Annotated in this window: 21 protein-coding genes; 2 read left to right on the plus strand and 19 right to left on the minus strand. The window is 66.6% G+C overall.

Translation table 11 applies throughout. The features are described from left to right. Window positions 1–175: 175 nt before the first annotated feature. From AC1D0O_RS15000 to AC1D0O_RS15020, 5 genes are all read right to left on the minus strand, one after another. Window positions 176–742 carry a Crp/Fnr family transcriptional regulator gene (locus AC1D0O_RS15000; protein WP_477654306.1) on the minus strand — a complete coding sequence of 189 codons (567 nt, stop codon included), beginning with the start codon at window positions 740–742 and terminating at the stop codon, window positions 176–178. A 13-nt stretch (window positions 743–755) separates the two neighbouring features. Then, a complete protein-coding gene (locus tag AC1D0O_RS15005) occupies window positions 756–1,430 on the minus strand; it encodes an ABC-type transport auxiliary lipoprotein family protein (RefSeq protein ID WP_477654307.1) in 675 nt (224 codons plus the stop codon). After that, on the minus strand, window positions 1,427–2,359 hold the full coding sequence (locus tag AC1D0O_RS15010; RefSeq protein ID WP_477654308.1) for an MlaD family protein: 933 nt from the start codon (window positions 2,357–2,359) through the stop codon (window positions 1,427–1,429). Before AC1D0O_RS15010 ends, AC1D0O_RS15005 begins: the two co-directional genes overlap by 4 nt. A gap of 12 nt (window positions 2,360–2,371) precedes the next feature. Continuing rightward, complete coding sequence (locus tag AC1D0O_RS15015) at window positions 2,372–3,160, minus strand: ABC transporter ATP-binding protein (protein WP_477654309.1); 789 nt, start codon at window positions 3,158–3,160, stop codon at window positions 2,372–2,374. Window positions 3,161–3,277: 117 nt separating this feature from the next. Then, complete coding sequence (locus tag AC1D0O_RS15020) at window positions 3,278–4,408, minus strand: MlaE family ABC transporter permease (protein WP_477654310.1); 1,131 nt, start codon at window positions 4,406–4,408, stop codon at window positions 3,278–3,280. A 340-nt stretch (window positions 4,409–4,748) separates the two neighbouring features. On the opposite strand from AC1D0O_RS15020, the gene AC1D0O_RS15025 reads away from it, so the two are divergent. After that, window positions 4,749–6,482: a GMC family oxidoreductase gene (locus AC1D0O_RS15025; RefSeq protein ID WP_477654311.1), complete on the plus strand. Its 1,734-nt coding sequence runs from the start codon at window positions 4,749–4,751 to the stop codon at window positions 6,480–6,482. 27 nt (window positions 6,483–6,509) lie between these two features. Here AC1D0O_RS15025 and AC1D0O_RS15030 read toward each other — a convergent pair whose 3' ends face one another. The 8 genes from AC1D0O_RS15030 to AC1D0O_RS15065 all read right to left on the minus strand — a co-directional run bounded on the left by AC1D0O_RS15030 (window position 6,510) and on the right by AC1D0O_RS15065 (window position 14,520). After that, a complete protein-coding gene (locus AC1D0O_RS15030; protein ID WP_477654312.1) occupies window positions 6,510–6,968 on the minus strand; it encodes a MarR family winged helix-turn-helix transcriptional regulator in 459 nt (152 codons plus the stop codon). Between the two features lie 121 nt (window positions 6,969–7,089). Next, on the minus strand, window positions 7,090–8,076 hold the full coding sequence (locus AC1D0O_RS15035) for a Bug family tripartite tricarboxylate transporter substrate binding protein (RefSeq protein ID WP_477654313.1): 987 nt from the start codon (window positions 8,074–8,076) through the stop codon (window positions 7,090–7,092). Window positions 8,077–8,168: 92 nt separating this feature from the next. Next, on the minus strand, window positions 8,169–8,588 hold the full coding sequence (locus tag AC1D0O_RS15040; protein WP_436155774.1) for an acyl-CoA thioesterase: 420 nt from the start codon (window positions 8,586–8,588) through the stop codon (window positions 8,169–8,171). A gap of 5 nt (window positions 8,589–8,593) precedes the next feature. Next, complete coding sequence (locus AC1D0O_RS15045) at window positions 8,594–9,379, minus strand: SDR family NAD(P)-dependent oxidoreductase (protein WP_477654314.1); 786 nt, start codon at window positions 9,377–9,379, stop codon at window positions 8,594–8,596. Between the two features lie 30 nt (window positions 9,380–9,409). After that, window positions 9,410–10,660: a thiolase family protein gene (locus tag AC1D0O_RS15050; RefSeq protein ID WP_477654315.1), complete on the minus strand. Its 1,251-nt coding sequence runs from the start codon at window positions 10,658–10,660 to the stop codon at window positions 9,410–9,412. A gap of 49 nt (window positions 10,661–10,709) precedes the next feature. Then, window positions 10,710–12,569 (minus strand): feruloyl-CoA synthase, encoded by a 1,860-nt coding sequence (locus tag AC1D0O_RS15055; protein ID WP_477654316.1) that lies wholly within the window; start codon window positions 12,567–12,569, stop codon window positions 10,710–10,712. Window positions 12,570–12,663: 94 nt separating this feature from the next. After that, the gene (locus AC1D0O_RS15060; protein ID WP_477654317.1) at window positions 12,664–13,437 is read right to left on the minus strand and encodes a crotonase/enoyl-CoA hydratase family protein; all 774 of its coding nucleotides are present in this window, start codon (window positions 13,435–13,437) and stop codon (window positions 12,664–12,666) included. Window positions 13,438–13,671: 234 nt separating this feature from the next. Then, window positions 13,672–14,520, minus strand: a complete 849-nt coding sequence (locus AC1D0O_RS15065) for a phosphate/phosphite/phosphonate ABC transporter substrate-binding protein (protein ID WP_477654318.1) — start codon at window positions 14,518–14,520, stop codon at window positions 13,672–13,674. 144 nt (window positions 14,521–14,664) lie between these two features. Here AC1D0O_RS15065 and AC1D0O_RS15070 point away from each other — a divergent pair, with 144 nt between their 5' ends. After that, window positions 14,665–15,051, plus strand: coding sequence for a hypothetical protein (locus tag AC1D0O_RS15070; protein ID WP_477654319.1), 387 nt, complete (start codon window positions 14,665–14,667; stop codon window positions 15,049–15,051). 10 nt (window positions 15,052–15,061) lie between these two features. Here the strand turns inward: AC1D0O_RS15070 and AC1D0O_RS15075 are convergent, their stop codons facing one another. The 6 genes from AC1D0O_RS15075 to AC1D0O_RS15100 form a co-directional block, all read right to left on the minus strand. After that, a complete protein-coding gene (locus AC1D0O_RS15075) occupies window positions 15,062–15,520 on the minus strand; it encodes a hypothetical protein (RefSeq protein WP_477654320.1) in 459 nt (152 codons plus the stop codon). A gap of 32 nt (window positions 15,521–15,552) precedes the next feature. After that, window positions 15,553–17,028: an ammonium transporter gene (locus tag AC1D0O_RS15080; protein ID WP_477654321.1), complete on the minus strand. Its 1,476-nt coding sequence runs from the start codon at window positions 17,026–17,028 to the stop codon at window positions 15,553–15,555. Between the two features lie 434 nt (window positions 17,029–17,462). Next, entirely contained in the window at window positions 17,463–19,529 is a 2,067-nt protein-coding gene (mrdA, locus tag AC1D0O_RS15085) for a penicillin-binding protein 2 (RefSeq protein WP_477654322.1), read from the minus strand. Window positions 19,530–19,718: 189 nt separating this feature from the next. Next, the gene (gene mreD, locus AC1D0O_RS15090; protein WP_477654323.1) at window positions 19,719–20,237 is read right to left on the minus strand and encodes a rod shape-determining protein MreD; all 519 of its coding nucleotides are present in this window, start codon (window positions 20,235–20,237) and stop codon (window positions 19,719–19,721) included. Continuing rightward, a complete protein-coding gene (gene mreC / locus AC1D0O_RS15095; RefSeq protein ID WP_477654324.1) occupies window positions 20,234–21,157 on the minus strand; it encodes a rod shape-determining protein MreC in 924 nt (307 codons plus the stop codon). Before mreC ends, mreD begins: the two co-directional genes overlap by 4 nt. A gap of 61 nt (window positions 21,158–21,218) precedes the next feature. Beyond that, window positions 21,219–22,262, minus strand: coding sequence for a rod shape-determining protein (locus tag AC1D0O_RS15100; protein ID WP_007872262.1), 1,044 nt, complete (start codon window positions 22,260–22,262; stop codon window positions 21,219–21,221). Window positions 22,263–22,277: the final 15 nt, after the last annotated feature.

The following is a 22,277-nucleotide window of genomic DNA, read 5'->3' on the forward strand; positions in this document are numbered from 1 at the left end:
AGTGTGCAAAGCGTGTGTGAGGTCAGGATGAGATCCGGCCGCCTCTGTGAAGCGAGGGTGAAGTCACCCCAGCGGGTATTTCACCAGTGGGGGCCGAGGGTCCGGCTTTGCCGGCCCCAGGCGCCGCCCCCTTGAAGGGGGGGAACGGGCTACACGAAGTGAGCCCGGACGGGGGTCATTTTTTTCTTATCAGTTTGACCAGCTGGTTGCTGGTATTGCGCAGGCGCTGCGCCATCATCTGCGTGATCTTGACCAGCAGCTTGGCGCCCACGCCGGGATGGTCGCGGATCAGCAGGGCTATTTCATGGCGGCCCCAGACACCGGCTTCGACCGCCTCGATGGCGGTGCAGGTGGCGTAGCGCGGTTCGCTGTCGAGCATGGACATATCGCCGATCGCCGCGCCGCCGCGCACCACGGCCACGCGCGACACCAGCGCTTCGGCGCCGCCATCGGCTTCGGCCTGGGCTGCATCGGCCGCAGACTCCAGGCGCTTGGTGACGTCGACCGTGCCTTTGAGGATCAGCATCATCCAGTCACCGGATTCGCCCTCGCGGATCATCACCTGGCCCGGCTCGGCGCGCACCAGCAGCATGGACGCGCCCAGGACGTCGGCCTCTGCGGGCGTGAAGTCCTGCAGCAGTTGCGAGGTCTGCAGCAGGTCCGGGCCGTAAGCGCTCAGGCGTTCGCAGCAACCGAAGACCTGCAGCCCGGCGGCGTCCAGCTGTTCCTGCAGCGTTTTCATGGCGCGGCGCGCGTCAGCGTGCGGGAGTTTGCTGCAGCCACTGATCGATCTCCTCGATGGCCGCGTCGGTGGCGGCCGTCAGGGCACGGACACCGCCGGGCGCGTCGCTGCTGGGCGCGGGCCGCTGCACGATGACGTTGCGCTGGCCGATCAGCTTGTCGCCGGCCGGCGTGACCTCCACCAGCGTGGCGCGCAGCCGGATCAACCCGACGCTGGTATCGGGCGCGGTGAACACGTGGCTGAATTCTTCCAGGTCCAGGCGCAGCATCAGCGGCAGCACTGCGTTCTGGCTGCGGTTCAGCGCCACGCTGGCCCCGGCGTCGAACACGGCGCGGCGCTGGCCCAGTTGCAGGCGCACGCGCTGGCGCACCAGTTGCGCGGGCGGCATGCTCCAGCGCGCCTGCGAGTAGGGGCGCAGCTGCTGCGCATCGGCATAGCCCAGGCGGTACAGCACGGCCATGTTGTCCAGTGCGCCGCCCGGGGTCGAGATGTCGTCCAGGGCCAATGCGGGCAGCGGCGCCTGGCGCGTCGTGGGAGGTGTCGCGAGCGGACCCGGCCCGAAGTCGTACATGGTGGCGCGCGTGGGTTTGTCGGGCAGGCCCGAGCAGGCGCCCAGCGCCAGGGCGGCCAGCAGCGCACACACCAGGCCGGCGGCCCGCGATGATGGTTGGGAAAAAGCGCTCATCATTTTTTCACTCCAGAAGCGGAAAAGCCGGGTTCGCCCGGCCCGGGCACAGGCGGGCCGTTGCCGAAGATCAGCGACTGCGGGTTGTCGTCGACCGCGCTCACGGTGCGGCGCAGCTGGCGCATGGCGCGCGCGGTTTCGTCGGCGACCTCCCCGAGCTTGGGCAGCGTGCCGGCGCTGAAGGTTTCCACACCGGTGGCCAGGGCGGTGCCGCCTTCGGACAGCTTGTCGAGCGGCCCGCCTTTTTCATTGAGGCGGGTGGCAGTCACACTGATGTCGTCCGCGGCGGTCTTGACGGAGTTCAGCGTGGCCGTGGTGTTGCGGGACAGGGCCGGCAAGGACGCCACCGTCGGCTCCAGGCCTTTGGCGACACGGTCTATGCTGCCGGCGGCATCGCCGAGCTGCTTGACGGCCGCCGTCAGGGCCTGCTGGTTTTCGTCGGACAGCAGCTTGTTCAGCCGCGTGCTGGCTTCCTCGACCTGGTTGAAGATCACCTCGCTTTGCTTGAGCAGCTTGTCGAGGCCGCCGGGTTTGAGCGGGATGCGCGGCGGGTCGTCGTCGTTGACCGCCAGCCGTTCGGCCGACTTGCCGTCGTCATCGAGCTGGATGAAACCCAGCCCGGTGACGCCCTGCGAGGCCACGGTGGCGAAAGTGGACTTGGTGACGGGCGCGCTGCGGTCTATGGAGACGCGGATCAGCACATTGCCCTTGACCTTGGTATCGAAGCCTATGAGCTCGACCTTGCCCACCGGCACGCCGCGAAACCGCACCGCCGCCTGCGGCTGCAGGCCGGAGACGGTTTCGCCGGTGCTCATATCGTAGAGGTCGCGCTGGGTGTTGTCGCGCGTGAGCCAGACAGCCAGCAGGGCCAGCAGGGCGGTGACCACCAGTACAAACGCGCCGGCGGCCATGGCATGGGCTTTGTTTTCCATAGTGATGCCTTTCTATACCGTAAAAGGGTACTCGCGTAATAGCTCCATTGCGCGCTGTCCCCTTTCACCGAGGAAAAATTCGTGGATGAAGGGGTGTGGGAAAGCCACCACCTCCTTGGGTACGTCGTTGACGATGACCTTCTGCTCGGCCAGCACCGCGATGCGCGTGCTGAGCTCGAACAGCGTGTCCAGGTCGTGCGTCACCATCACCACCGTGAGCTCCATATCGCGGTGCAGCGAGCGCAGCAGCGAGACGAAGCTGTCGGAGCTTTCCGGGTCCAGGCCGGCGGTGGGCTCGTCGAGCAGCAGCAGCGGCGGGTCCATGATCAGGGCGCGCGCCAGCGCCACCCGCTTGACCATGCCACCCGAGAGGTCGCTGGGCATCTTGTCGGCCGCGTCGGGGCCCAGGCCCACCATCTGCAGCTTGACCATGGCCGCCTCGTGGACCAGCGCGCGCGGCAAAATCTTGAGTTCGCGCAGCGGAAAGGCGATGTTCTCCAGCACGGTGAAGGCCGAGAACAGCGCCCCCTGCTGGAACAGCATGCCGACGCGGCTGGCCGCGCCCTGCTTGCCGAGCTCGGCCGCCGGCCGGCCCAGCACGGTGATCTCGCCTTGGGTCGGCTTCTCCAGCCCCAGCATCTGGCGCAGCAACACGGTCTTGCCGGTGCCCGAACCGCCGACCAGGGACAGCACCTCGCCGCGCTGCACGCTGAGGTCCAGGTCCTTGTGCACCACGGCCTTTTTCTCGCCGTTGGGGAACACGGTCCAGAGTTTTTTGATGTCGACGATGGGATCACTCATTGGGAAAACGCCGAAGGTGTTTTGAAGAATGAAGTTTTCCGCCGGGCCGCCCCAAGGAAAATGAGCCCCCTTGGGGGGCAGTGAGCCACACGCAGTGGGCGAACGTGGGGGCCGTAGTCATATGCCGACACTCTTAAAGAGAACGGCGAACAAGGCATCGACCAGGATGACCACTGTGATCGAGGTCACCACCGAGGCCGTCGTCCCCTGCCCCAGGCTTTCAGTGTTGGGCTTGACGCGCAGGCCGTAGTGGCAGCCGATCAGCGCGATCAGCACGCCGAACACCACCGACTTGGCCGTGGCCAGCGAGAGGTTGGCCACTTCGACCGCGGCCGGCAGCGAATTGATGAAGTAGGCCGGTGTGACATCCATCGAAATGTCGGCCGCCAGCATGCCGCCCAGCAAGGCGGCGATGGTGGTCCAGACGCTGATCAGCGGCATCACCACCGCCAGCGCCAACGCGCGCGGCATGACCAGGCGAAAGCCGCGCGGGATGCCCATGACGCGCATGGCATCGAGCTCCTCGGTGACGCGCATCACGCCGATCTGCGCGGTGATGGCCGAGCCGCTGCGCCCGGCGATCAGGATGGCGGCCAGCACCGGACCGAGTTCGCGGATCAGCGAAATGCCCAGGATGTTGACGATGAAGGCGTCGGCGCCGAACTGGCGCAATTGCTGCGAGATCAGGTAGGCCAGCACCACACCAATCAGGAAGCCCACCAGCGCGGTGATCGGCAGCGCGGTGGCGCCGATATGGAACAAGTGGCCCGAGAGGTCGCGCCAGGGGCCTTCATGCGGGCGCCGCACCAGGCGAATGATGTCCAGCAGCAGCTGCCCGATCAGGCGCACCAGACCCTTGAGATGGTCCAGCAGCCGCAGCACGCGGGTGCCCAGCAGGATGAAGGGTTCGCTCCAGTCGGTTTTTCGGGGGCTGGGCGGGTCGGTGCTGAATTTGGCGACCGTCTCCAGCACAGCTCGCTGGTTGGGCTCAACCTGCAGCTGCGCCGGCCAGTTGCGGCCCCAGTGGTTCCACAGCACTTGCGCGCCCAGGTGGTCGAGTTTGCCGACCTGTTCAAGATTCCAGCCGGCCTGAGAAGAGGAGGCGTCGCCGAATCCCTGGAGCTGCACGGTCAGCGCTTCCCACACGTGCTCACCGGTAAGGCCGGCGGCCGTCCACGCACCTTGCACGACAAACAGCCGGCCTTGCGGCGTGTCCTGCTGTTCGATGCGGGGCGTGGAGTCTTCCATAAGCATTCAGTCAAGCCAGGCGCGAACCGGCAGTTTGCAATGTACGAAACACAAAGTTGCATGGTAACTGCTGAAAACACCATTGCCGACCGCGCTCCTTGCGCTGTCGCCCTGGTCCTACACCAGACCTGGAGGGCGGCCAGAATCCCACGCCGCGCGGCCTGCAGCGGGTAATCCCCTCCGCGCCGCAGCCCGGCTTTTGCCACAATCGGCCATGCTGCGGCGGTCAGCCCCGCGTTAGGCTGGGCTGGCAGGATGGGGCCACGCAGCGTGTTTCGGCTGCTGCCGCCAACCCGGCTTCCGCGAAAAACACCGCCTAGAACAAAGAGACAAGACACCCATGCAAGACGAAAGCCAGGTTTTTGACTACATCATCATCGGCGCCGGCACGGCGGGCTGCCTGCTAGCCAACCGCCTGAGTGCCGACGCGTCCAAGCGGGTGCTGCTGATCGAGGCAGGCCGCAAGGACGACTACCACTGGATTCACATCCCGGTGGGCTACCTGTACTGCATAGGCAACCCGCGCACCGACTGGCTTTACAACACCGAGCCCGACGCCGGCCTCAACGGCCGGGCGCTGCGCTACCCGCGCGGCAAGACCCTGGGCGGCTGCTCCAGCATCAACGGCATGATCTACATGCGCGGCCAAGCGCGCGACTACGACCAGTGGGCGCAGCTGACCGGAGACATGGCCTGGCGCTGGGAAAACTCCCTGCCGCATTTCAAGCTGCACGAAGACCACCACAAGGGCGCCGACGCGATGCACGGCGCGCGCGGAACGGCGCCCGAGCTGATGCAGGACAAGAGCCAGCCCTACCAGAAGCTGCTGCGCCATCACAACTCCGGCGGCGAGTGGCGCGTGGAAAAGCAGCGCCTGCGCTGGGACATCCTGGACGCATTCGCCGAAGCCGCGCAGCAGGCCGGCATACCGGCCACCAGCGACTTCAACCGCGGCGACAACGAAGGCGTGGGCTACTTTGAAGTCAACCAGAAGAACGGCTGGCGCTGGAACACCGCCAAAGCCTTTTTGCGGCCCGCCTGTTATGCACGCCCCAACTTTGAACTCTGGAACAACGCCCAGGTCTGCAAGCTGGTGGTCACGCCGCAGCCGGACGGCAGCCAGCGCTGCACAGGCGTTGAAGTGTGGGCGGGCGATGAGCGCGTAACCGCGCATTCGACGCGCGACTCCGGCCACATGGGCGAGGTCATCCTGTGCGCGGGCAGCATAGGCTCGCCGCAAATCCTGCAGCTCTCGGGCATAGGCCCGGCCGCCCTGCTGCAGCAGCACGGCATCCCGGTGCTGCAGGACCTGCCCGGCGTGGGCGCCAACCTGCAGGACCACCTGCAGATCCGCTCGGTCTACAAGGTGCAGGGCGACAAACGCTGGGGCCTGTCGCTCAACACCATGGCCAATTCGCTCTGGGGCAAGGCTCGCATCGGGCTGGAGTACGCACTGCGCCAGACCGGGCCCATGAGCATGGCGCCCTCCCAGCTGGGCGCGTTCACGCGAAGCTCACCCGACCAGCCCTATCCCAACATCGAATACCACGTGCAGCCGCTGTCGCTGGAAGCTTTCGGCGAACCGCTGCACGGTTTCAACGCCTTCACCGCCAGCGTCTGCAACCTCAACCCGACCAGCCGGGGCACGGTGCACATCAAGAGCGGCCGCTTCGAGGATGCGCCGGCGATTGCGCCCAACTACCTGAGCACGGCGGAAGACCGCAAGGTGGCGGCCGATTCGCTGCGCGTGACGCGCAAGATCGTGGGCCAGAGCGCACTGGCCAAATACCAGCCCGAGGAGTACAAACCCGGTGTGCAGTTCCAGACCGACGAGGAACTCACGCGGCTGGCCGGCGACATCGCCACCACCATCTTCCACCCGGTGGGCACGACGAAGATGGGACGCGACGATGACCCGATGGCGGTGGTGGATTCGCACCTCAGGGTGCGCGGCATTCGCGGCCTGCGCGTGGTCGATGCCGGCGTGATGCCGCTGATCACCAGCGGCAACACCAACTCGCCGACGCTGATGATCGCCGAGAAAGCGGCGGCCTGGATCCAGGCCGGAATCTGAGCAAGGGCTGCCGGTGCCCGATGCGGTTCAGCGGTAGATTTTTTGCAGAAGGCGCATCAGCGTCTTCTTTTCCGCCGGGCTCAGGCGCTGGGTCGCCTCTGTTTCAAGGCTGACGGCGGTGCCTTCCGCATCCCGCATCAAGGCCTGGCCCGCATCGGTCAGGTAAAGCCCCACGGCGCGGCCGTCCTGTGGGTGCGGCCTGCGGTGCACCAGCTCGCGCTTTTCCAGCGCGACGATTTTCCCGACGAGGTTGGGCGGCAGGATGCTCAGCGCGCCGCACAGCTGGCGCGAGGTGATGCCGGGGTTGTGCATGATCAGCGACAAGATGGAGAAATCCACATGCCTGAGGTCGTAGACCGCCATGCGTTTGCTGAACAACTCAATGACCTTGAGGGAGGCACGCGTGGCGTTGTAGCCCATCAAGGTTTCGAGATAGGAGGTATCAACCTCCTCTACCGCGGGAGCGGGTTTGGGCGACGCGGGCATAGGGGATCAGGGCGCTTTCGTTATCTGGCAACGCTGCTGGCACAGGCATGCGGCCAGGCTAACCCCGATTATGCCAATGCCGCCCGGACCGGCCCGCGAGGGCCGGCCCTCCATCTCTGCATCAGGATTCCGCGGTGAAGCCGACTTTTTTGATCAGCGGGCCCCAGCGATCGAACTCGCGCTTCTGGCTGAACGCCATGTCGTCCGCGGTGCCGCCGTAGGGAATCAGCCCGACCACCGTGAGCGAATCGATGACGGATTTGTCCCGGATGGCGGCATTGATGGCGGCGTTGGCCGCGGCCACCATGTCGGCGGGCGTTTTCGCGGGTGCGTAAAAACCGAACCACTCCTCCACCGTCAGGTCGGCAAAACCCTGCTCGGCGAAGGTCGGCACTTCAGGCACGAAGGGCGAGCGCTGCTTTCCCGATGTGGCCAGGATGCGCAGCTTGCCGGCCTTGTGATTGGGGATGAAATCGCCGTGAGGCGTCACCATCGCGGCGAGCTGGCCGCCGACCACGTCGGTCACGCCGGGCACCGAGCCGCGGTAGGGCACGTGCTTGAGCTCCACCTGGTTGTTCAGGCCCAGCAAGGCGCCTATGAAGTGCGGGGTCGACCCGGCGGCCGGCGAGCCGTAGCTGGCATCCTTCGGGTTGGCCCGGGCCCAGCCGAGAAAGTCATGCACGGTCTTGACCGAGGCCGGCACCAGCGGGCCGACGGCCAGCCCATGGTGAATCATGGAAGCGGTCCCCACCGCGACGAAATCCGCGGGGTCGTAGGACAATTTTTTGTAGATGTGCGGGTACAGCGACAGGCAGGAGAACGGCGTCATCGCCAGCACGGAGCCGTCCGCCGGCGCCGTCTTGAGCAACTCCAGCGCGATACGCCCGCCGGCGCCGGTCTTGGTTTCGACGATGCCGTTGTTTTTGGAATAGGCGGTACCGCCGAAACGGTCGCCCACGCGGCGCGCGCAGATGTCGCCGGCGCTGCCGGCCGGAAAGCCGTAAAGGATCTTGACCTGTTCGAGCGCCCGCGCCAGCGCCGGAAACGGCGCGAGGGCGGCCGCCGAGAGCGCCGCGGCGCTCTGCACAAAATGACGACGTGTTTGCATGAGATGTCTCCTTGTAGTAGTTAAGTCCACGGGTCGAAAAGCAAAATCCGCGAAAAAGCGCCGGGCAGCCCGGGCGCGTCAGCTGCGCCCGCTCAACTGCATTGGCTGCGGATGTCGGGGGGCACGGCAATGGCCTTCATGCGTTCGGGTTTGTCTGGGTGGCGTATGCAGAAAGCGCGGGTTTCCAGGCCCTCGCAGATCAGGTCCTCACCGCGCCGGATCACGTGTTTCTGCAAAAAGACCTTGTCCCGCCACTCCTGCACGCTGGTGTGGATGCTCAGGGTTTCGCCGTAGGTGGCGGGCAGGCTGAAGCGGGTGTTGATCTCCAGCAGGGGCGTGCCGATGATGCCGGTGGTCTTGACCAGCTCCCGCCAGGGCGGGACGCCGCAGGCGGCGAAAAAATTCAGCGAGGCGGCGTCCATCCAGCGCGAGAAGTTGGGGAAAAACACGATCCCCGCGGGATCGCAGTCGCCGAACGCGACCTTCACTTCATAGACCACGGTTTTTTCCATGCGGCTCACCTTGGCGCCATGCGCAGCGCACCGTCCAGGCGGATCACTTCGCCGTTCAGGTGGTCGTTGTTGACGATGTGCGCAGCCAGCTGCGCGAACTCTTCGGGCTTGCCCAGGCGCGGCGGAAAGGGAATGCTGGCGGCCAGCGAAGCCTGCACCGCTTCGGGCAATTGCGCCATCAAGGGCGTGGCGAACAGGCCGGGCGCCACCGTGCAGACGCGGATGCCGTGCTGCGCGAGGTCGCGCGCCATGGGCAGCGTCATGCCGGCCAGCCCGGCCTTGGAGGCGCTGTAGGCCTGCTGCCCGACCTGGCCGTCGAAGGCGGCGACCGACGCGGTAAACATCATCACGCCGCGCTGGCCGTCCTCCAGCGGGGGCAGTTTGGCGCAGGCGGCTGCAAACAGGCGGCTCGCGTTGTAGGTGCCCACCAGGTTGATGGTGATGACCTTGGCAAAGTCTTCGAGCGGCGCGGGGCTGCCGTCTTTGGCCACAACACGTTTTGCCGAACCGATGCCGGCAATGTTCATCAGGATGCGCGCCGGGCCGTGCGCGGCGGCGGCCTTGTCCAGCGCTGCCTGCATGCTGGCGCTGTCGGTGATGTCGCAGTGGCAAGCGAGCGCAGCGTCGGCGCCATGGGCCGCGCGTATGCTGTCGGCGACTTTTTCCGCGTTGGCCAGGTTGATGTCCAGCACGGCGATCTTGCCGCCCAGGCGCGCCAGTTCCCGGGCCGTGGCTTCGCCCAGTCCCGAGCCGCCGCCTGTCACCAATGCCGCGAGTCCTTGAATGTTCATGTCAGTGTTCCAGAGTCTGTTGGGGAAGGCTCATGCCGCCTCCGGGTTTTCAAGCAGCAGGGCAATACCCTGGCCGCCGCCCACGCAGGCGGATGCGATGCCGTAGCGCACGCCCGCCCGCCGCATTTCCCGCGCGACGGTGATGGTGAGGCGCACACCGGTGACCGCCAGCGGATGGCCCATGGCGATGGCGCCGCCGTTGACGTTGAGCTTGCCCAGGTCCAGTTCCAGCTCGCGGGCCACCGCCAGCGTCTGCGCGCCCTGGGCCTCGTTGATTTCAAAACGGCCGATCTGGTCCAGCGTCAGGCCGCAGCGCTCCAGCAGCAGGCGGATCGCAGGGGCCGGGCCTATGCCCATGATCTCGGGCGGCACACCGACCACCGCTGCGGCCACCACACGCGCCAGCGGTTTGCCGCCCTGGGCTTTCACGTAGGCGCCGGAGGCCACCACGGCCGCCGCGGCCGCGTCCACCAGCGCCGCGCTGTTGCCGCCGGTCTGCACCCCGCCGGCATGGACCGCCCTGAGTTTGGCCAGCACCTCGACGGGGGACAGCCGCGCGTGAGTGTCCTGCGCGACTTCCATGACCTTGCCCTGCAGGCGTATGCCGCGCGCGGCGTAGCCGGGAAGCTCGAACGCCTCGGTGACCACTGGCACGATTTCACCGGCATGAAACCCCGCCTCACGTGCGGCCACCGCTTTCGCGAACGAGCTGGAGGCAAATTCGTCGACCGCTTCACGCGTGATGCCGTATTTTTTGGCGAGGTTTTCCGCGGTCTGGATCATGTCGATGCCGGCGGCCGAGTCTTTGAGGGCCTCCCACATGAAGTCCTTGAAGCCGACCGGCGCGCCCAGCTTGAAGCCGGTGCGGTGCTCGAAGGCAGCGATCGGGTTGCGCGTCATGCTTTCGGCGCCGACGACCAACGCCACGCTGGCCGCGCCGCTCTGGATCTGCTCGCCGGCTTGCCTGAACAGCTCGAAACCGGTGCCGCAGATGCGTTGCACCATGATGGCCGGCACCTCCACGGGCACCCCGGCATACAGGCCGATGTGGCGCGGCAGCATGAATTGTTCAAAGTCGCCCGGGGCCATGTTGCCGGCGATCACCGAGTCGATATGGCCGGCGCTGACGCCCGAGCGCTGCAGCACGGCGCGCGCGGCCTTGATGCCGAGGTCGGTGGGCGACACGTGGCCGATGGCGCCGCAGTAGTCGACCATGGGCGTTCTGACGCCGTCAAGCATCCAGACGTCCTGGAAGGCGGAGAAAAATCCTTTGTGCTGCATGCAAATCCTGCTGTGTCTAGAGAGGTGTGGGGTGTCCGCGGGCCTGGCTTCAGCTCGCGCGCGGCTTCAGGACGGGATGGGCGGTGTCGCCGTGCAGGGCCTCCACCAGCGCCGCGCGCTGCGTGAGGACGGCCCGCTGGTTGATGGAGCCTTTGTCGGTGACCTCGCCCTTGTCGAAGGAGGGCGGCTCATGCATCAGGTGCAGGCGCGCGATGCAGCTGGCGCTGCCGGTAGCGCAGAGCGCGAGCTGGTCCAGCACCTCCTGGAAATGCGCCAGCACCGGCGCGCTGTCGAGCACTTCCCGCCAGGGCGCGTCCGGCGGCAACCCGGCCAGCGCGCGCACGGCCTGTGTGGGGAATACCAGCGCGCCCACCTCCTTGAGGTTGATGCCAGTGAGCACCGCATCCTGCACATAAGGGGTACCGGCCGCGACAATCTTCGCGCGCAGGGGCCCGACGCTGACAAAGGTTCCGGTGGCGAGCTTGAAGTCCTCGGCGATGCGGCCGTCGAACTGGAGGCCGCGGTGGATGTCCGCGTCGTCTATCCACTTCACGGCGTCGCCGGTGCAAAAGAAACCCTCTTCATCGTAGGCCTGCACCGTGTCCTGCGGCGCGCGCCAGTAGCCGGGGGACACGTTGGGGCCCTTGTAGCGCACCTCGGTTTTGCCCTGCATGTCGACCAGCTTGAGTTCCATGCCGGGTGTGGGCACGCCCAGGTCGCCGGACTTCACCTCGGGGCTGGTCACGAAGATGGCAAAGGGCGCGGACTCGGTCATGCCCAGGCCGGTCACCATGACGATGCGCTCCCCGATTTCCTTTTCCTGCGACTCGTAGAGGCTGTCCCAGACGGATTGGGCCAGCGCGGCGCCGGCGTAGAAGAACATCTTCACGCGCGACAGCAGCTGGCGCCGCAGCTGCGCGTCCGTCTTCATGGCCAAGGCGATCGCCTCAAAGCCGGTCGGCACGTTGAAGTACACCGTGGGGGCGATCTCGCGCAGGTTGCGCAGGGTCTCGTGCATCAGCGCTGGCGTGGGTTTTCCGTCGTCGATGTAAAGCGTTCCGCCGTGGAACAGCACCATGCCGAAGTTGTGGTTGCCGCCGAAGGTGTGGTTCCACGGCAGCCAGTCGACCAGCACCAGCGGCTCCTCCTGCAGCACCGGCATGGACTGCGCCATCTGCTGCTGGTTGGCGCACCACATGCGCTGGGTGTTGATCACCGCCTTGGGCATCTTGGTCGAGCCGCTGGTGAACAGGAACTTCACGATGGTGTCCGGCCCGGTGCCCTGCATGGCGCGGTCCACCGCGGCCGTCGCCGGTGTCGCGGCCAGGTCGGCGAAGCGCGTGCTGGCGCGCCCCTCCATCTGCCCGGCGGCCAGTACCACCTCGACCCCGGCCTCCACCGTGGCCTGGATGGCCTTGGCATAACGTTCGGCGTCGGCGGCAAACACCAGGCCCGGCGTCACGGTCTTGAGCACATGGCGCAGCTTGTCGTAGTCCTGGCTGACCAGGGAATACGGCGGCGAAACCGATACGTAAGGCACGCCGGCTACCAGGCAACCCAGGGCCAGCTGCGCATGCTCCAGGCCGTTCTCGGAAAGTATCACCACCGGCCGCTCGGCGCTCAGGCCGCGGTCCAGCAAGCCCTGGGCGATGCCGCGGGCCGCCGCCCAGGCCTGGGCGTAGCTGAGGTGACGCCAATCGCCCGTCGTGCCGTCCGGGAGTTTTTCGCGCCGCGCCATGAAGCTGCGTTCGGGCGCGGCCTGCGCCCAATGCTGCAGCCGGTCGGTGATACGGGCGGGGTAGTCTTTCAGGTCCTGGTCGGCACGCAGGTAGCCGACGCCGGGTGCGCCTTCGCGCAGGACGGCACGGGTCACGCCAAAGCGCAGGGGGCGGAATTTGAGGGCGCTCATGATGGTGTTGTCTCTTCTGTCTCTTTGTCTTTTCGGCTCTTTGGCTTTTTCGTCTCTTTCCCACCGGGCCCTCATGCGGGCCCGCCGGCACCGCTCAGCTTTTTTGCACCTTGGCGGCCTTGCCGTCCAGGAAGTCCCTCACGCGGCCCTTGGCCTCGGGCGCGCTTTGCGCGATCGCCGCCATCAACGCTTCGGTGAAGTAGCCCTGGTCGGCGGGCTGCTCCGCAATGCGCGGCAAGGCATGCATCAGGGCATAGTTGGTCAAGGGCGCATTGGTCGCCACGCGGGTCGCCAGTTCGAGCGCCTTGTCGAACGCCTGCCCCTGCGGCACCAGGTACTGCGCCAGGCCTATGCGTTCGCCGTCCTGGGCGTTGTAGACACGGCCGGTCAGCATCATGTCGGTCATGCGCGCCGCGCCTATCAGCCGGGGGATGCGCACCGCGCCGCCGCCGCCGACGAAGATGCCGCGCGAGCCTTCGGGCAGGGCGTAAAACGTGCTCTCGTCGGCCACCCGGATGTGGCAGGCGCTCGCCAGTTCCAGGCCGCCGCCGACCACTGCCCCGTGCAAGGCGGCAATCACGGGCACGGGCCCGTACTGCAGGCGGTCCAGCGCCGCGTGCCACATGCGCGAATGGTGCAGGCCCTGGCTGGCGTCGCGCTCCTGGAGTTCACCGAGGTCCAGCCCCGCGCAGAAGTGGTCTCCCTCGCCGTGCAGCACGGCGGCGCGGACGCCGGCGGGCAGGTTTTCAAACAGGTCGCGCAGGGCCAGCACCTGGGCGTCGCCCAGCGCATTGCGTTTGGCGGGGCGGGCCAGGCGGATCACGGCAACGTCGCCGCGCATTTCGAGTTGGAGGTGTTTTTGGGTCATTTGGAGATTTTCAGTGAGGTCGATTATGGTTATGAATGATAACTAATGCAACGAAGCGAGGCCGCTTTTTTTCAGTGAAAACCCTAGGGTTTGAGCGGGCTCGGCCAGCGGCACGGCTGGCGCCGGCGCGCGGCGCAGGGTGTTGACGAGGGAAGGCGGCGGCCCGTGCCGGGCCAGGAAGACAGCAGCGGCAGCTGGGTGCCGCGCCGGAAACTGGACCTGGACCTGGCTAGGCTAAATGTTCAGCCACTTGAGCAGCTCGCGCATGCGGGCCTCCGACGTGGTGTCGAATTGTTCGATGCCGATGCGTTTGAGCACGTCCTTGCCGGCATCGCTGCCGGGCAGGGCCAGCAACTCTTCCTGGATGGCCTTGAGTTGCTCTGGCTTGATGCGCTTGTGCGCCACCATCGGAAAGTAGGGCTGCGCCACGCTCTTGTGCAGGATGCGGCCGCCGTCCTTTTCCCATTTCTTGGCGATGCCCGAATAAGAGGCCACGCCGCCTACGTCGGCGAACTTGTTGTCCAGATAGAAGCCGACAGCGGCCTGTTCGCGCACGAACTGCACGTTTTCCTTGTCCACCAGGATGCCCTTGTCACGCAGCTCGGCGGCGCAGAAGCGCGACATATAGGCGATCTGCTCGGGCAGGGCGATGCGCTTGCCCTTGACGTCGTTGATCGTCTTCAGCTCGGATCCCTTGGGGGCGATGATGAAGCACTGCCCGTCGGGCTTGGTGCTGGCGATGTAGCTGTAGCCGTAGTCGCGCATGCCGCGCGCCGGGTAATCGCTGGGGCGGGCCATCACCAGGTCGAAACGGCCGGTCTGCATGCCTTCTTCAAGCTGCTTGAATTCGCGCGCGAACACCACGCTGACCTTGGCTTTCATGGCCCGGCCTATCACCTCGGCCAGGCCCTGGTATTTGGCAATCACCTGGGCATGGTCCAGGCCACCCGAAGTGCCTTCGCTGATGCCCAGCACCAGTTGCTGGGCCGGAGCCGGGGCCTGGGCTTGCGCGGGACTGGATCCCAGCAGGCTTGCCGCCAAGGCCAAGGTCAATGCCGTGGATGTCATTGCAATACGCGCCATAAGCTCCCCCTTGTTTATTGAGTTGCATGCTAAGGCTTGCGTTTGCAGCAGGCCAGCTGTGCTTACCCTTAATCGATTTTCCTTACATCCTTGCCGCACGGCGCCAGCCGCCTGGGTTCATGCGCCGATGACACAATGCGGCGCATGAAGCTTCTCCCCCTTCCCCTGGTCGCCGCCCTGCTCCTGGCCCTGGCCGGCTGCAGCCCGGCGCCCAGGGCCAGCCATGACCCGCTGTCGATCGCCCGCGCGCCGGTGGCGGCCGCCATCAACGAGTACCAGCGCTGCGCGGACAAGGCCCTGATGCCGCTGAAGGACGATGCGGCCCGGTCCGTCTTTGTGCTCGCCGACATGGCCCTGGCCGCCTGCGATGCCGGCCTGGAGCAGGTGCGGCGCAGCATCCTGGCGGACAACGCCGGCCACCCCTATGTGGCGGCCTTCGCGGACGAGGCCAGCGCCAATATCCGCGGGCGCACCCGCAACATGCTGGCGCACAGCCTGAACCGCGCACGGGAAGCTCGGCCGCCCCAGTAAGCCGGCAAGTTCAGCGCAGGCCCTTCACATAACGCGGCGCGTTCGGGTCGCGATGCCTGCGCTCGCGCTGGCCCTCTTCGCCGAAGATCGCGCCAAAGGTCGACTCGATAAAACCGGACTCCGGGTAGACCTCTTCCTCGGTGTCTATCGAGCGCGCGCTCTGGCGGTCCGGCTGGGGCGGCGGCGCCATGACGGGCGCGGCGCGCTCCTTCACCGCCTCCGACACCATCTGGACCAGCGGCACGCGCGGCTTGGGGTCGGGCACGGCCATGATCTCTTCAAGCCTGTCGGCCCAGACGGCCAGGTCGGGGTGCCCCTCCTCGGCCGCCTTTTCGCGCGCAAAGCGCGCGATCTCGGCCGCGTATTCAAGGTTGCCGGCCATCCACTCGGTGTCGGTCACCCGCCCGGTCTTTCGGCGCAGCAACACGTGGAGATGGGCGGCGATGGCGATTTTTTCGCTGGAAGGCATGGTGTGTGTCCTTCAAAGTGAATGCCGGCACATCAGGTGCCAAGGCGTTCGGCATGCTGGGTGATGTCCAGGCCGTCGCTCTCCGAGGCTTCGCTGACGCGCAGGCTGACGACCAGCGAGGTGACCCACAAGGCCAGCGCCGTCATGAACAGGCTGTACAGCATGACCGCGCCCGCGCCTATGGCCTGCGTCAGCACACTGCCTTCCGCGCCCGAAATCGCCTTGCTGGCGAACACGCCCGTGAGCAGCGAGCCCACGATGCCGCCCACCCCGTGCACGCCGAACACGTCCAGCGAGTCGTCGGCGTTCAGCAGGCGCTTCAGGCCGGTGGCGCCCCAGTAGCAGGCCAGCCCCGCGGCCACGCCGAAGACCAGCGCCGCGCGCGGCGAGACAAAACCGGCCGCCGGCGTGATCGCAACCAGGCCGGCCACCAGGCCCGAGCACAGGCCCAGCAGCGAGGGCCGGCCGCGCACCGCCCACTCGGCCGCCATCCACGACAGCGCGCCGGCCGCGGCCGCGATGTGCGTGACCGCCATGGCCAGGCCCGCCCGGCCGTCGGAAGCCACCGCGGAACCGGCGTTGAAGCCGAACCAGCCCACCCACAGCATGCCGGCGCCGGCCATGGTCAAGCCCAGGTTGAAGGGCGTGAAGGGCTCACGGCCGTAGCCGTGGCGCGGGCCGAGCACGTAGGCGCAGACCAGCCCGGCGATGCCGGCATTGATGTGCACCACGGAGCCGCCGGCGAAATCCAGCGCGCCCATGCGGGCCAGCCAGCCGTTGGGCTCCCAGACCCAGTGGGCGATGGGGGCATACACAACGACCGTCCACAGCGACATGAAGATCAGCATGGCGGAAAAGCGCATGCGTTCGACAAAGGAGCCGACCACCAGCGCCGCCGTGATGATGGCAAAGGTCAGCTGGAACATCGCATAGACCGATTCCGGGATGTTGGGCGCGACGTGGCTGACCGCGACCTTCTGCGCGTCCTTCACGTAATCCAGCCCGGCGAACCAGAAGCGCTCGGTGCCGCCGAAGTAGTGGCCCCAGGCACTGCTGCCGGGCGTAAAGGCGATCGAATACCCTACAGCGAACCACAGGAGGCTCACCACCGCGCAGATGGCAACGACGCAGGCCATGACGTTGAGCACGCTTTTCTTGCGCACCATGCCGCCGTAAAAGAGGGCGATGCCCGGCAGCGTCATGAGCAGCACCAGTGCGGTGGAGGTCATCATCCAGGCGGTGTCGGCGCCGTTGACGGTCTCTGCCCCCACCAGGCCGGGACGGGTCAAGGCTGCGGGCGGCGGCGCGGATGCCGGCACAGCAGGGGCGAGTGCTGCGGCCACAGACGCGAGAGCCGCCGGCGGTGGCGCGGGAGCGGCGACGGGCGCCGCAACTTCGGTAACGACGCCGGAAGCCGCCGCCGAGGGAGCGGCAGCCGGCGCGGCAGGAGCCTGCGCCATGGCCTGCTGGCAGGCTATGCCCATCCAGATCGACAAGCCCCACGCCATAACGCTCTTCAGGTGCATACATGCCCGCCTTTCTTGCAGTCAGCCAACAATTGGTAACAACCGGAAGGCAGCAGGCATAAGTCATGCCAGCGCTTTATAGGGAAGATTTGGACGGTTTTCGGTGCAAATGCGTACACGCGGTGCACGCCGGCGCCATGCTGTGGCACGCCGCACCAGGGGCTGCAGCCGCCCATCCGCAAAATCCCGGGGGCGGGAAACCCCCAATGCACTATGTCAGTGCGCGGGCTACATTGGACGACTTGCTGACGAGCCTTGCTGCTCGCAACGCGAGGAGCCGAGGAGACACGAGAGAGCCATTAGAAGTACACACAGGCAACAAGGCATTCCACAAGATGCCCTGCTGCAAAAAGCGCTGGTAACCCCAGCGCTTTTTTTATGCCTGTCGTTTTCCGGGGCGCCCGACAGCCGGGGGCTCAGTCGGGATTGATGCCGGCCGCGGCCATGGGCGGGGCCAGCTTGCTGAGCGCTTCGGCGATGGCCGCCGCCTTGGCCTTGGCTGCCGCCGCTGCGGCGGCGGTGGTGGGCCCGGAGGTCGGGGCTGAAAGCAGGCTGGCCATCTCGGCCGCCTGGCGCGGCTTGCCGACGGGCGCGGCGGCCAAGCCCTTTTGCACCGCCACCATGTCTTCTTCGCTGGGGTACTGGCCCAGCAGCACGTAGTCAAACACCCGGCGCGCGATGGGCGCGGCCACGCCGGCGCCCCAGCCGGCGTTTTCCACGATCACGGCCAGCGCGATCTTGGGGTCCTCGGCCGGCGCGAAGGCCATGTACACCGCGTGGTCGCGCTGGTGTTCTTCCATCTTGGCGCCGTTGTACTTGTCTTTCTGGCCTATGGTCACGGCCTGGGCGGTGCCGGTCTTGCCGCCCGAGAGGTAGCCCGCGCCGGCAAACACCCGCGCCGAGGTGCCCTCCTGCGTGACGCCGACCAGCGCCTTGCGCACGATGGCCACGTTCTCCGGCTTGTAGCCCAGGTCCTCGGGCGGGCTGGCCTGCAGCGGGTGCATCACCCGCGTGACCGGGTCCTGCGTGCCGATGACCAGGCGCGGCTTGTGCTTGACGCCGCCGTTGGCCAGCGCCGCCGTGGCCTGCGCCAGCTGCAGCATGGTGAAGGTGTTGTAGCCCTGGCCTATGCCCAGGGAAATCGTTTCACCGGGATACCACCTTTGCTGCTCGGGCCGCTTGTAGGCCTTGCGCTTCCATTCCTGGCTGGGCAGCACGCCACGCACCTCGCCGTTGATGTCGATGCCGGTGATCTGGCCGAAGCCCAGCGGCTTCATGAAGTCGTGCATGGCGTCCACACCGAGCTCATTGGCCAGCGAGTAGTAATACACATTGCTGGACTTGACGATGGATCGGTACATGTCGACCGCGCCCAATGCGATGTCACCGTGGCTGCGGAAGGTGTGGCCGCCGAAAGTCCAGGAGGCGTTGTCGTTGACGATGAAGGTCGGCGAGCGCTTGCCGGTCTGCAGCGCGGCCATGGCCATGAAGGGCTTGTAGGTCGAGCCAGGCGGGTAGGTGCCGCGCAGCGCGCGGTTGAGCAGCGGCTTGTCGATGGACTCGTTGAGCGCCTGCCAGCTCTCGGTGTCTATGCCGTCGACGAAAAGGTTGGGATCGAAGGTCGGCTTGCTGACAAAAGCCAGGACGTCGCCGGTTTTCGGGTCCAGCGCCACCAGCGCGCCGCGCCGGTCGCCGAACATGTCTTCCACCAGCTTCTGCAGGCGGATATCGAGCGACAGCATCACCGTGTTACCGGGCGTGGCCGGGTTGCTGGCCAGCTTGCGCACGGCGCGCCCGCCGGCCGAGGTCTCCACCTGTTCGACGCCGGTGGTGCCGTGCAGCTGCTGCTCGAAGCTCTGCTCGACACCGAGCTTGCCGATGTAGTCGGTGCCGCGGTAGTTGCCCTCGTCGTCGCTGCCCTCGATGTTTTCCTTTTCGGCCTGGTTGATGCGGCCTATGTAGCCGACCACATGGCTGCCGAGTTCGCCGTAGGGATAGCTGCGGAACAGCCTGGCCTTGATGTCGACGCCTGGAAAGCGAAAGCGCTGCGCCGCGAAACGCGCCACTTCCTCGTCCGTCAGGCGGGTGCGTATCGGCAGGGACTCGAAATTCTTGGACTCCTCGCGCAGGCGCTTGAAGCGCCGCTTGTCGCGCAGCTGGATATCGACCACCTTTTCTAGCGCGGCAATGGTTTCTTCGAGGTTCTCGACCTTGGACGGCGTGATCTCCAGCGTGTAGGCCGAATAATTGGTCGCCAGCACAATGCCGTTGCGGTCCAGGATCAGGCCGCGATTCGGCACGATGGGCACGATGGCCGTGCGGTTGCTTTCAGCCTGCTCGTTCAGGTCGGCATGGCGGTACACCTGCAGGTACACCAGCCGCGCCGCCAGCAAGGCAAACGCGCACAACACCACCAAGCTGGCCACCAGCACCCGCGCGCGGAAACGCGACAGGTCGGCTTCGACGTTGCGGAGTTCAGTCATGGCCGTACGACTCTACAGGCAGCACAAAGTGCCCGCAAGGCGCGCCATTTCCCCCACGAAAGAAGAGGCGATGCGAAGCGAGCCGTTCAAGGCCAGCATGAGCCGCGGAACCGGCTTTGCCGGGCCGCAGGCGGGCGGCCCCCTCGGGGGGCAGGGAGCACACGAAGTGAGCGACCGTGGGGGCCATACCTACAGTGGTCTGTTCTGATCAGGGTCGGGCGCGCGCCGCTGCGGCACCAGCAGCAGCACACTGACGACGGGCCACAGCAGCGCCTCGATCAAGGGCGCCAGCAGCATGACCCATCCGGGGAAAATTCCGCCGCCTATCATGCGGATTATGAGCTCCACGCCATGTGCCATGGCGAACAGCGGCAGCACCTGCAGGGCCTGCGAAGGCACGGTGAACCAGAGCAGGCGGCGGTGGATCATGGTGGCGAAAAAGCTCAGCGCCGTGTACGACAGCGCATGCTGGCCCAGCAGCGAGGACTGGTGCACGTCCATGCCCAGGCCGAACATGAAGGCCACGCCTATGCCCACACGCAGCGGCTGGTGCACGTTCCAGAACACCAGCACCAGCGCCAGGAAGTCGGGCATCCAGGGCACGCGGCCCAGGGGCAGCATGTCCAGCAGCAGCGCCGCGATGAGGCTGCACCAGATGAACACCGGGTTGGCGGGCAGCAGCAGCTGCTGGCCGGAGCGCATGATCATTTAGCGGCCCCTTTCTTCTTCGGTGCGGCTTCAGGCGCGTCGGGCTCAGGCCGCGGCGGGATCAGGCCCGTGCCGGGCTTGACCACCATGACGTGCCGCGCGCCGGTCACCAGCGCTTGGGGCGTGCAGAAAATCTTGGCGAAAGCCGACTCGGCGCGCCGTTCGATGCGGCTGATCTTGGCCACCGGCAGGCCGGCCGGGTAGACGCCGTCCACGCCGCTGGTGGTCAGCAGGTCGCCCTGCTGCACGTCCGAATTGCTGCCCATGAAACGCAGCTCCAGGCCGCTGCCGGAAACCGTGGGGTCGCCATAGGCCACGCTGCGCGCGCCGGTGCGCACGTTGAGCACGGGAATGGCCAGGTCGCGGTCCACCAGCAGGGTGACTTCGCTGACCAGAGGGTGCACGCGCGTGACCTGCCCCAGCACGCCGGACTCGTCCAGCACCGGCGAGCCCAGGTCCACGCCCTGCGCCATGCCTTTGTCGATGATCACCTTGCGCGTGTAGGGGTCGGCCGCGTCGTACAGCACCTCGGCGGCCATGACCGGTGTGTTGAGCTGCTCGCGCAGGCCCAGCAGCTTGCGCAGGCGGTTGTTTTCCTGGAGGAGCTGCTCGACCTGGCCGGCGCGCAGCGACTGAAGCGCCAGCTTCTTGCCGGCTTCGTCGCTGGCGGTTTTGGCCTGGTTCAGGGTGGTGAAGTACTCGCCGCTGCCGCGGACGGCGCGCACCGGCTGCAGCGCCAGCCATTGCACCGGGTACAGCGCGGTGGCCAGCACGGCGCGCACCGGCTGGGTGATGCGAAAACGGGTGTCAGCGACCATCAGGAACAGCGACAAGGCGCTGAAGAACATCAGCTTGGACAGCGCCGACGGCCCCTGCTTGAAAAAGGGCGGCGGGGATCTGTCAAGGGTTCCTAAGGGCATGGTTCGCTGTCAAGCTGGCCCCGCTTCATGCCGGCGCGCGGCATGAGATACGGCGTTGCGCTTATTCCGAAGTGAAGATGGAACCCAGGCGATCCATGCGCTCCAGCGCAATGCCGCAACCGCGCACGACGCAGGTCAGCGGGTCCTCGGCCACCAGCACAGGCAGGCCGGTTTCCTCAGCCAGCAGGCGGTCCAGGTCGCGCAGCAAGGCGCCGCCGCCGGTCAGCATCATGCCGCGCTCGGCGATGTCCGCGCCCAGTTCGGGGGGCGTCTGCTCGAGCGCGTTCTTCACGGCGCTGACGATGTTGTTGAGCGGGTCGGTCAGGGCTTCGAGGATTTCGTTGCTGGAGATCGTGAAGCTGCGCGGCACGCCTTCGGAGAGGTTGCGGCCCTTGACTTCCATTTCCTTGACTTCCGAGCCGGGGAAAGCCGAGCCTATGCTCTTCTTGATGGCCTCGGCCGTCGGTTCGCCGATCAGCATGCCGTAGTTGCGGCGGATGTAGTTGATGATGGCTTCGTCGAAGCGGTCACCGCCGACGCGCACGCTGCCCTTGTAGACCATGCCGCCCAGCGAGATCACGCCGACTTCGGTGGTGCCGCCGCCGATGTCGACGACCATGGAGCCGCTGGCCTCCGACACCGGCAGGCCGGCGCCGATCGCGGCAGCCATCGGCTCTTCAATCAGGTAGACGTCGCTGGCGCCGGCGCCCAGGGCGCTTTCGCGGATCGCGCGCCGCTCAACCTGGGTGGAGCCGCAAGGCACGCAGATGATGATGCGCGGGCTGGGCTTGAGCAGGCTGCGCGGGTGCACCATCTTGATGAACTGCTTGAGCATCTGCTCGGTCACGGTGAAGTCGGCGATCACGCCGTCTTTCATCGGTCGAATGGCTTCGATGTTGCCGGGCACCTTGCCGAGCATGGCCTTGGCTTCATGGCCGACGGCCTGGATGGTCTTCTTGCCTTGGGGGCCGCCTTCGTGGCGGATGGCGACGACGGAGGGCTCATCGAGCACAATGCCGCGGTCGCGTACGAAAATCAGGGTGTTGGCGGTGCCAAGGTCAATGGCCAGGTCGGTGGAAAAATACCGACGGAATGCTTCAAACATATGCAGGGGTCCAGT

This window comes from Polaromonas sp. P1_F2 (assembly GCF_056405735.1).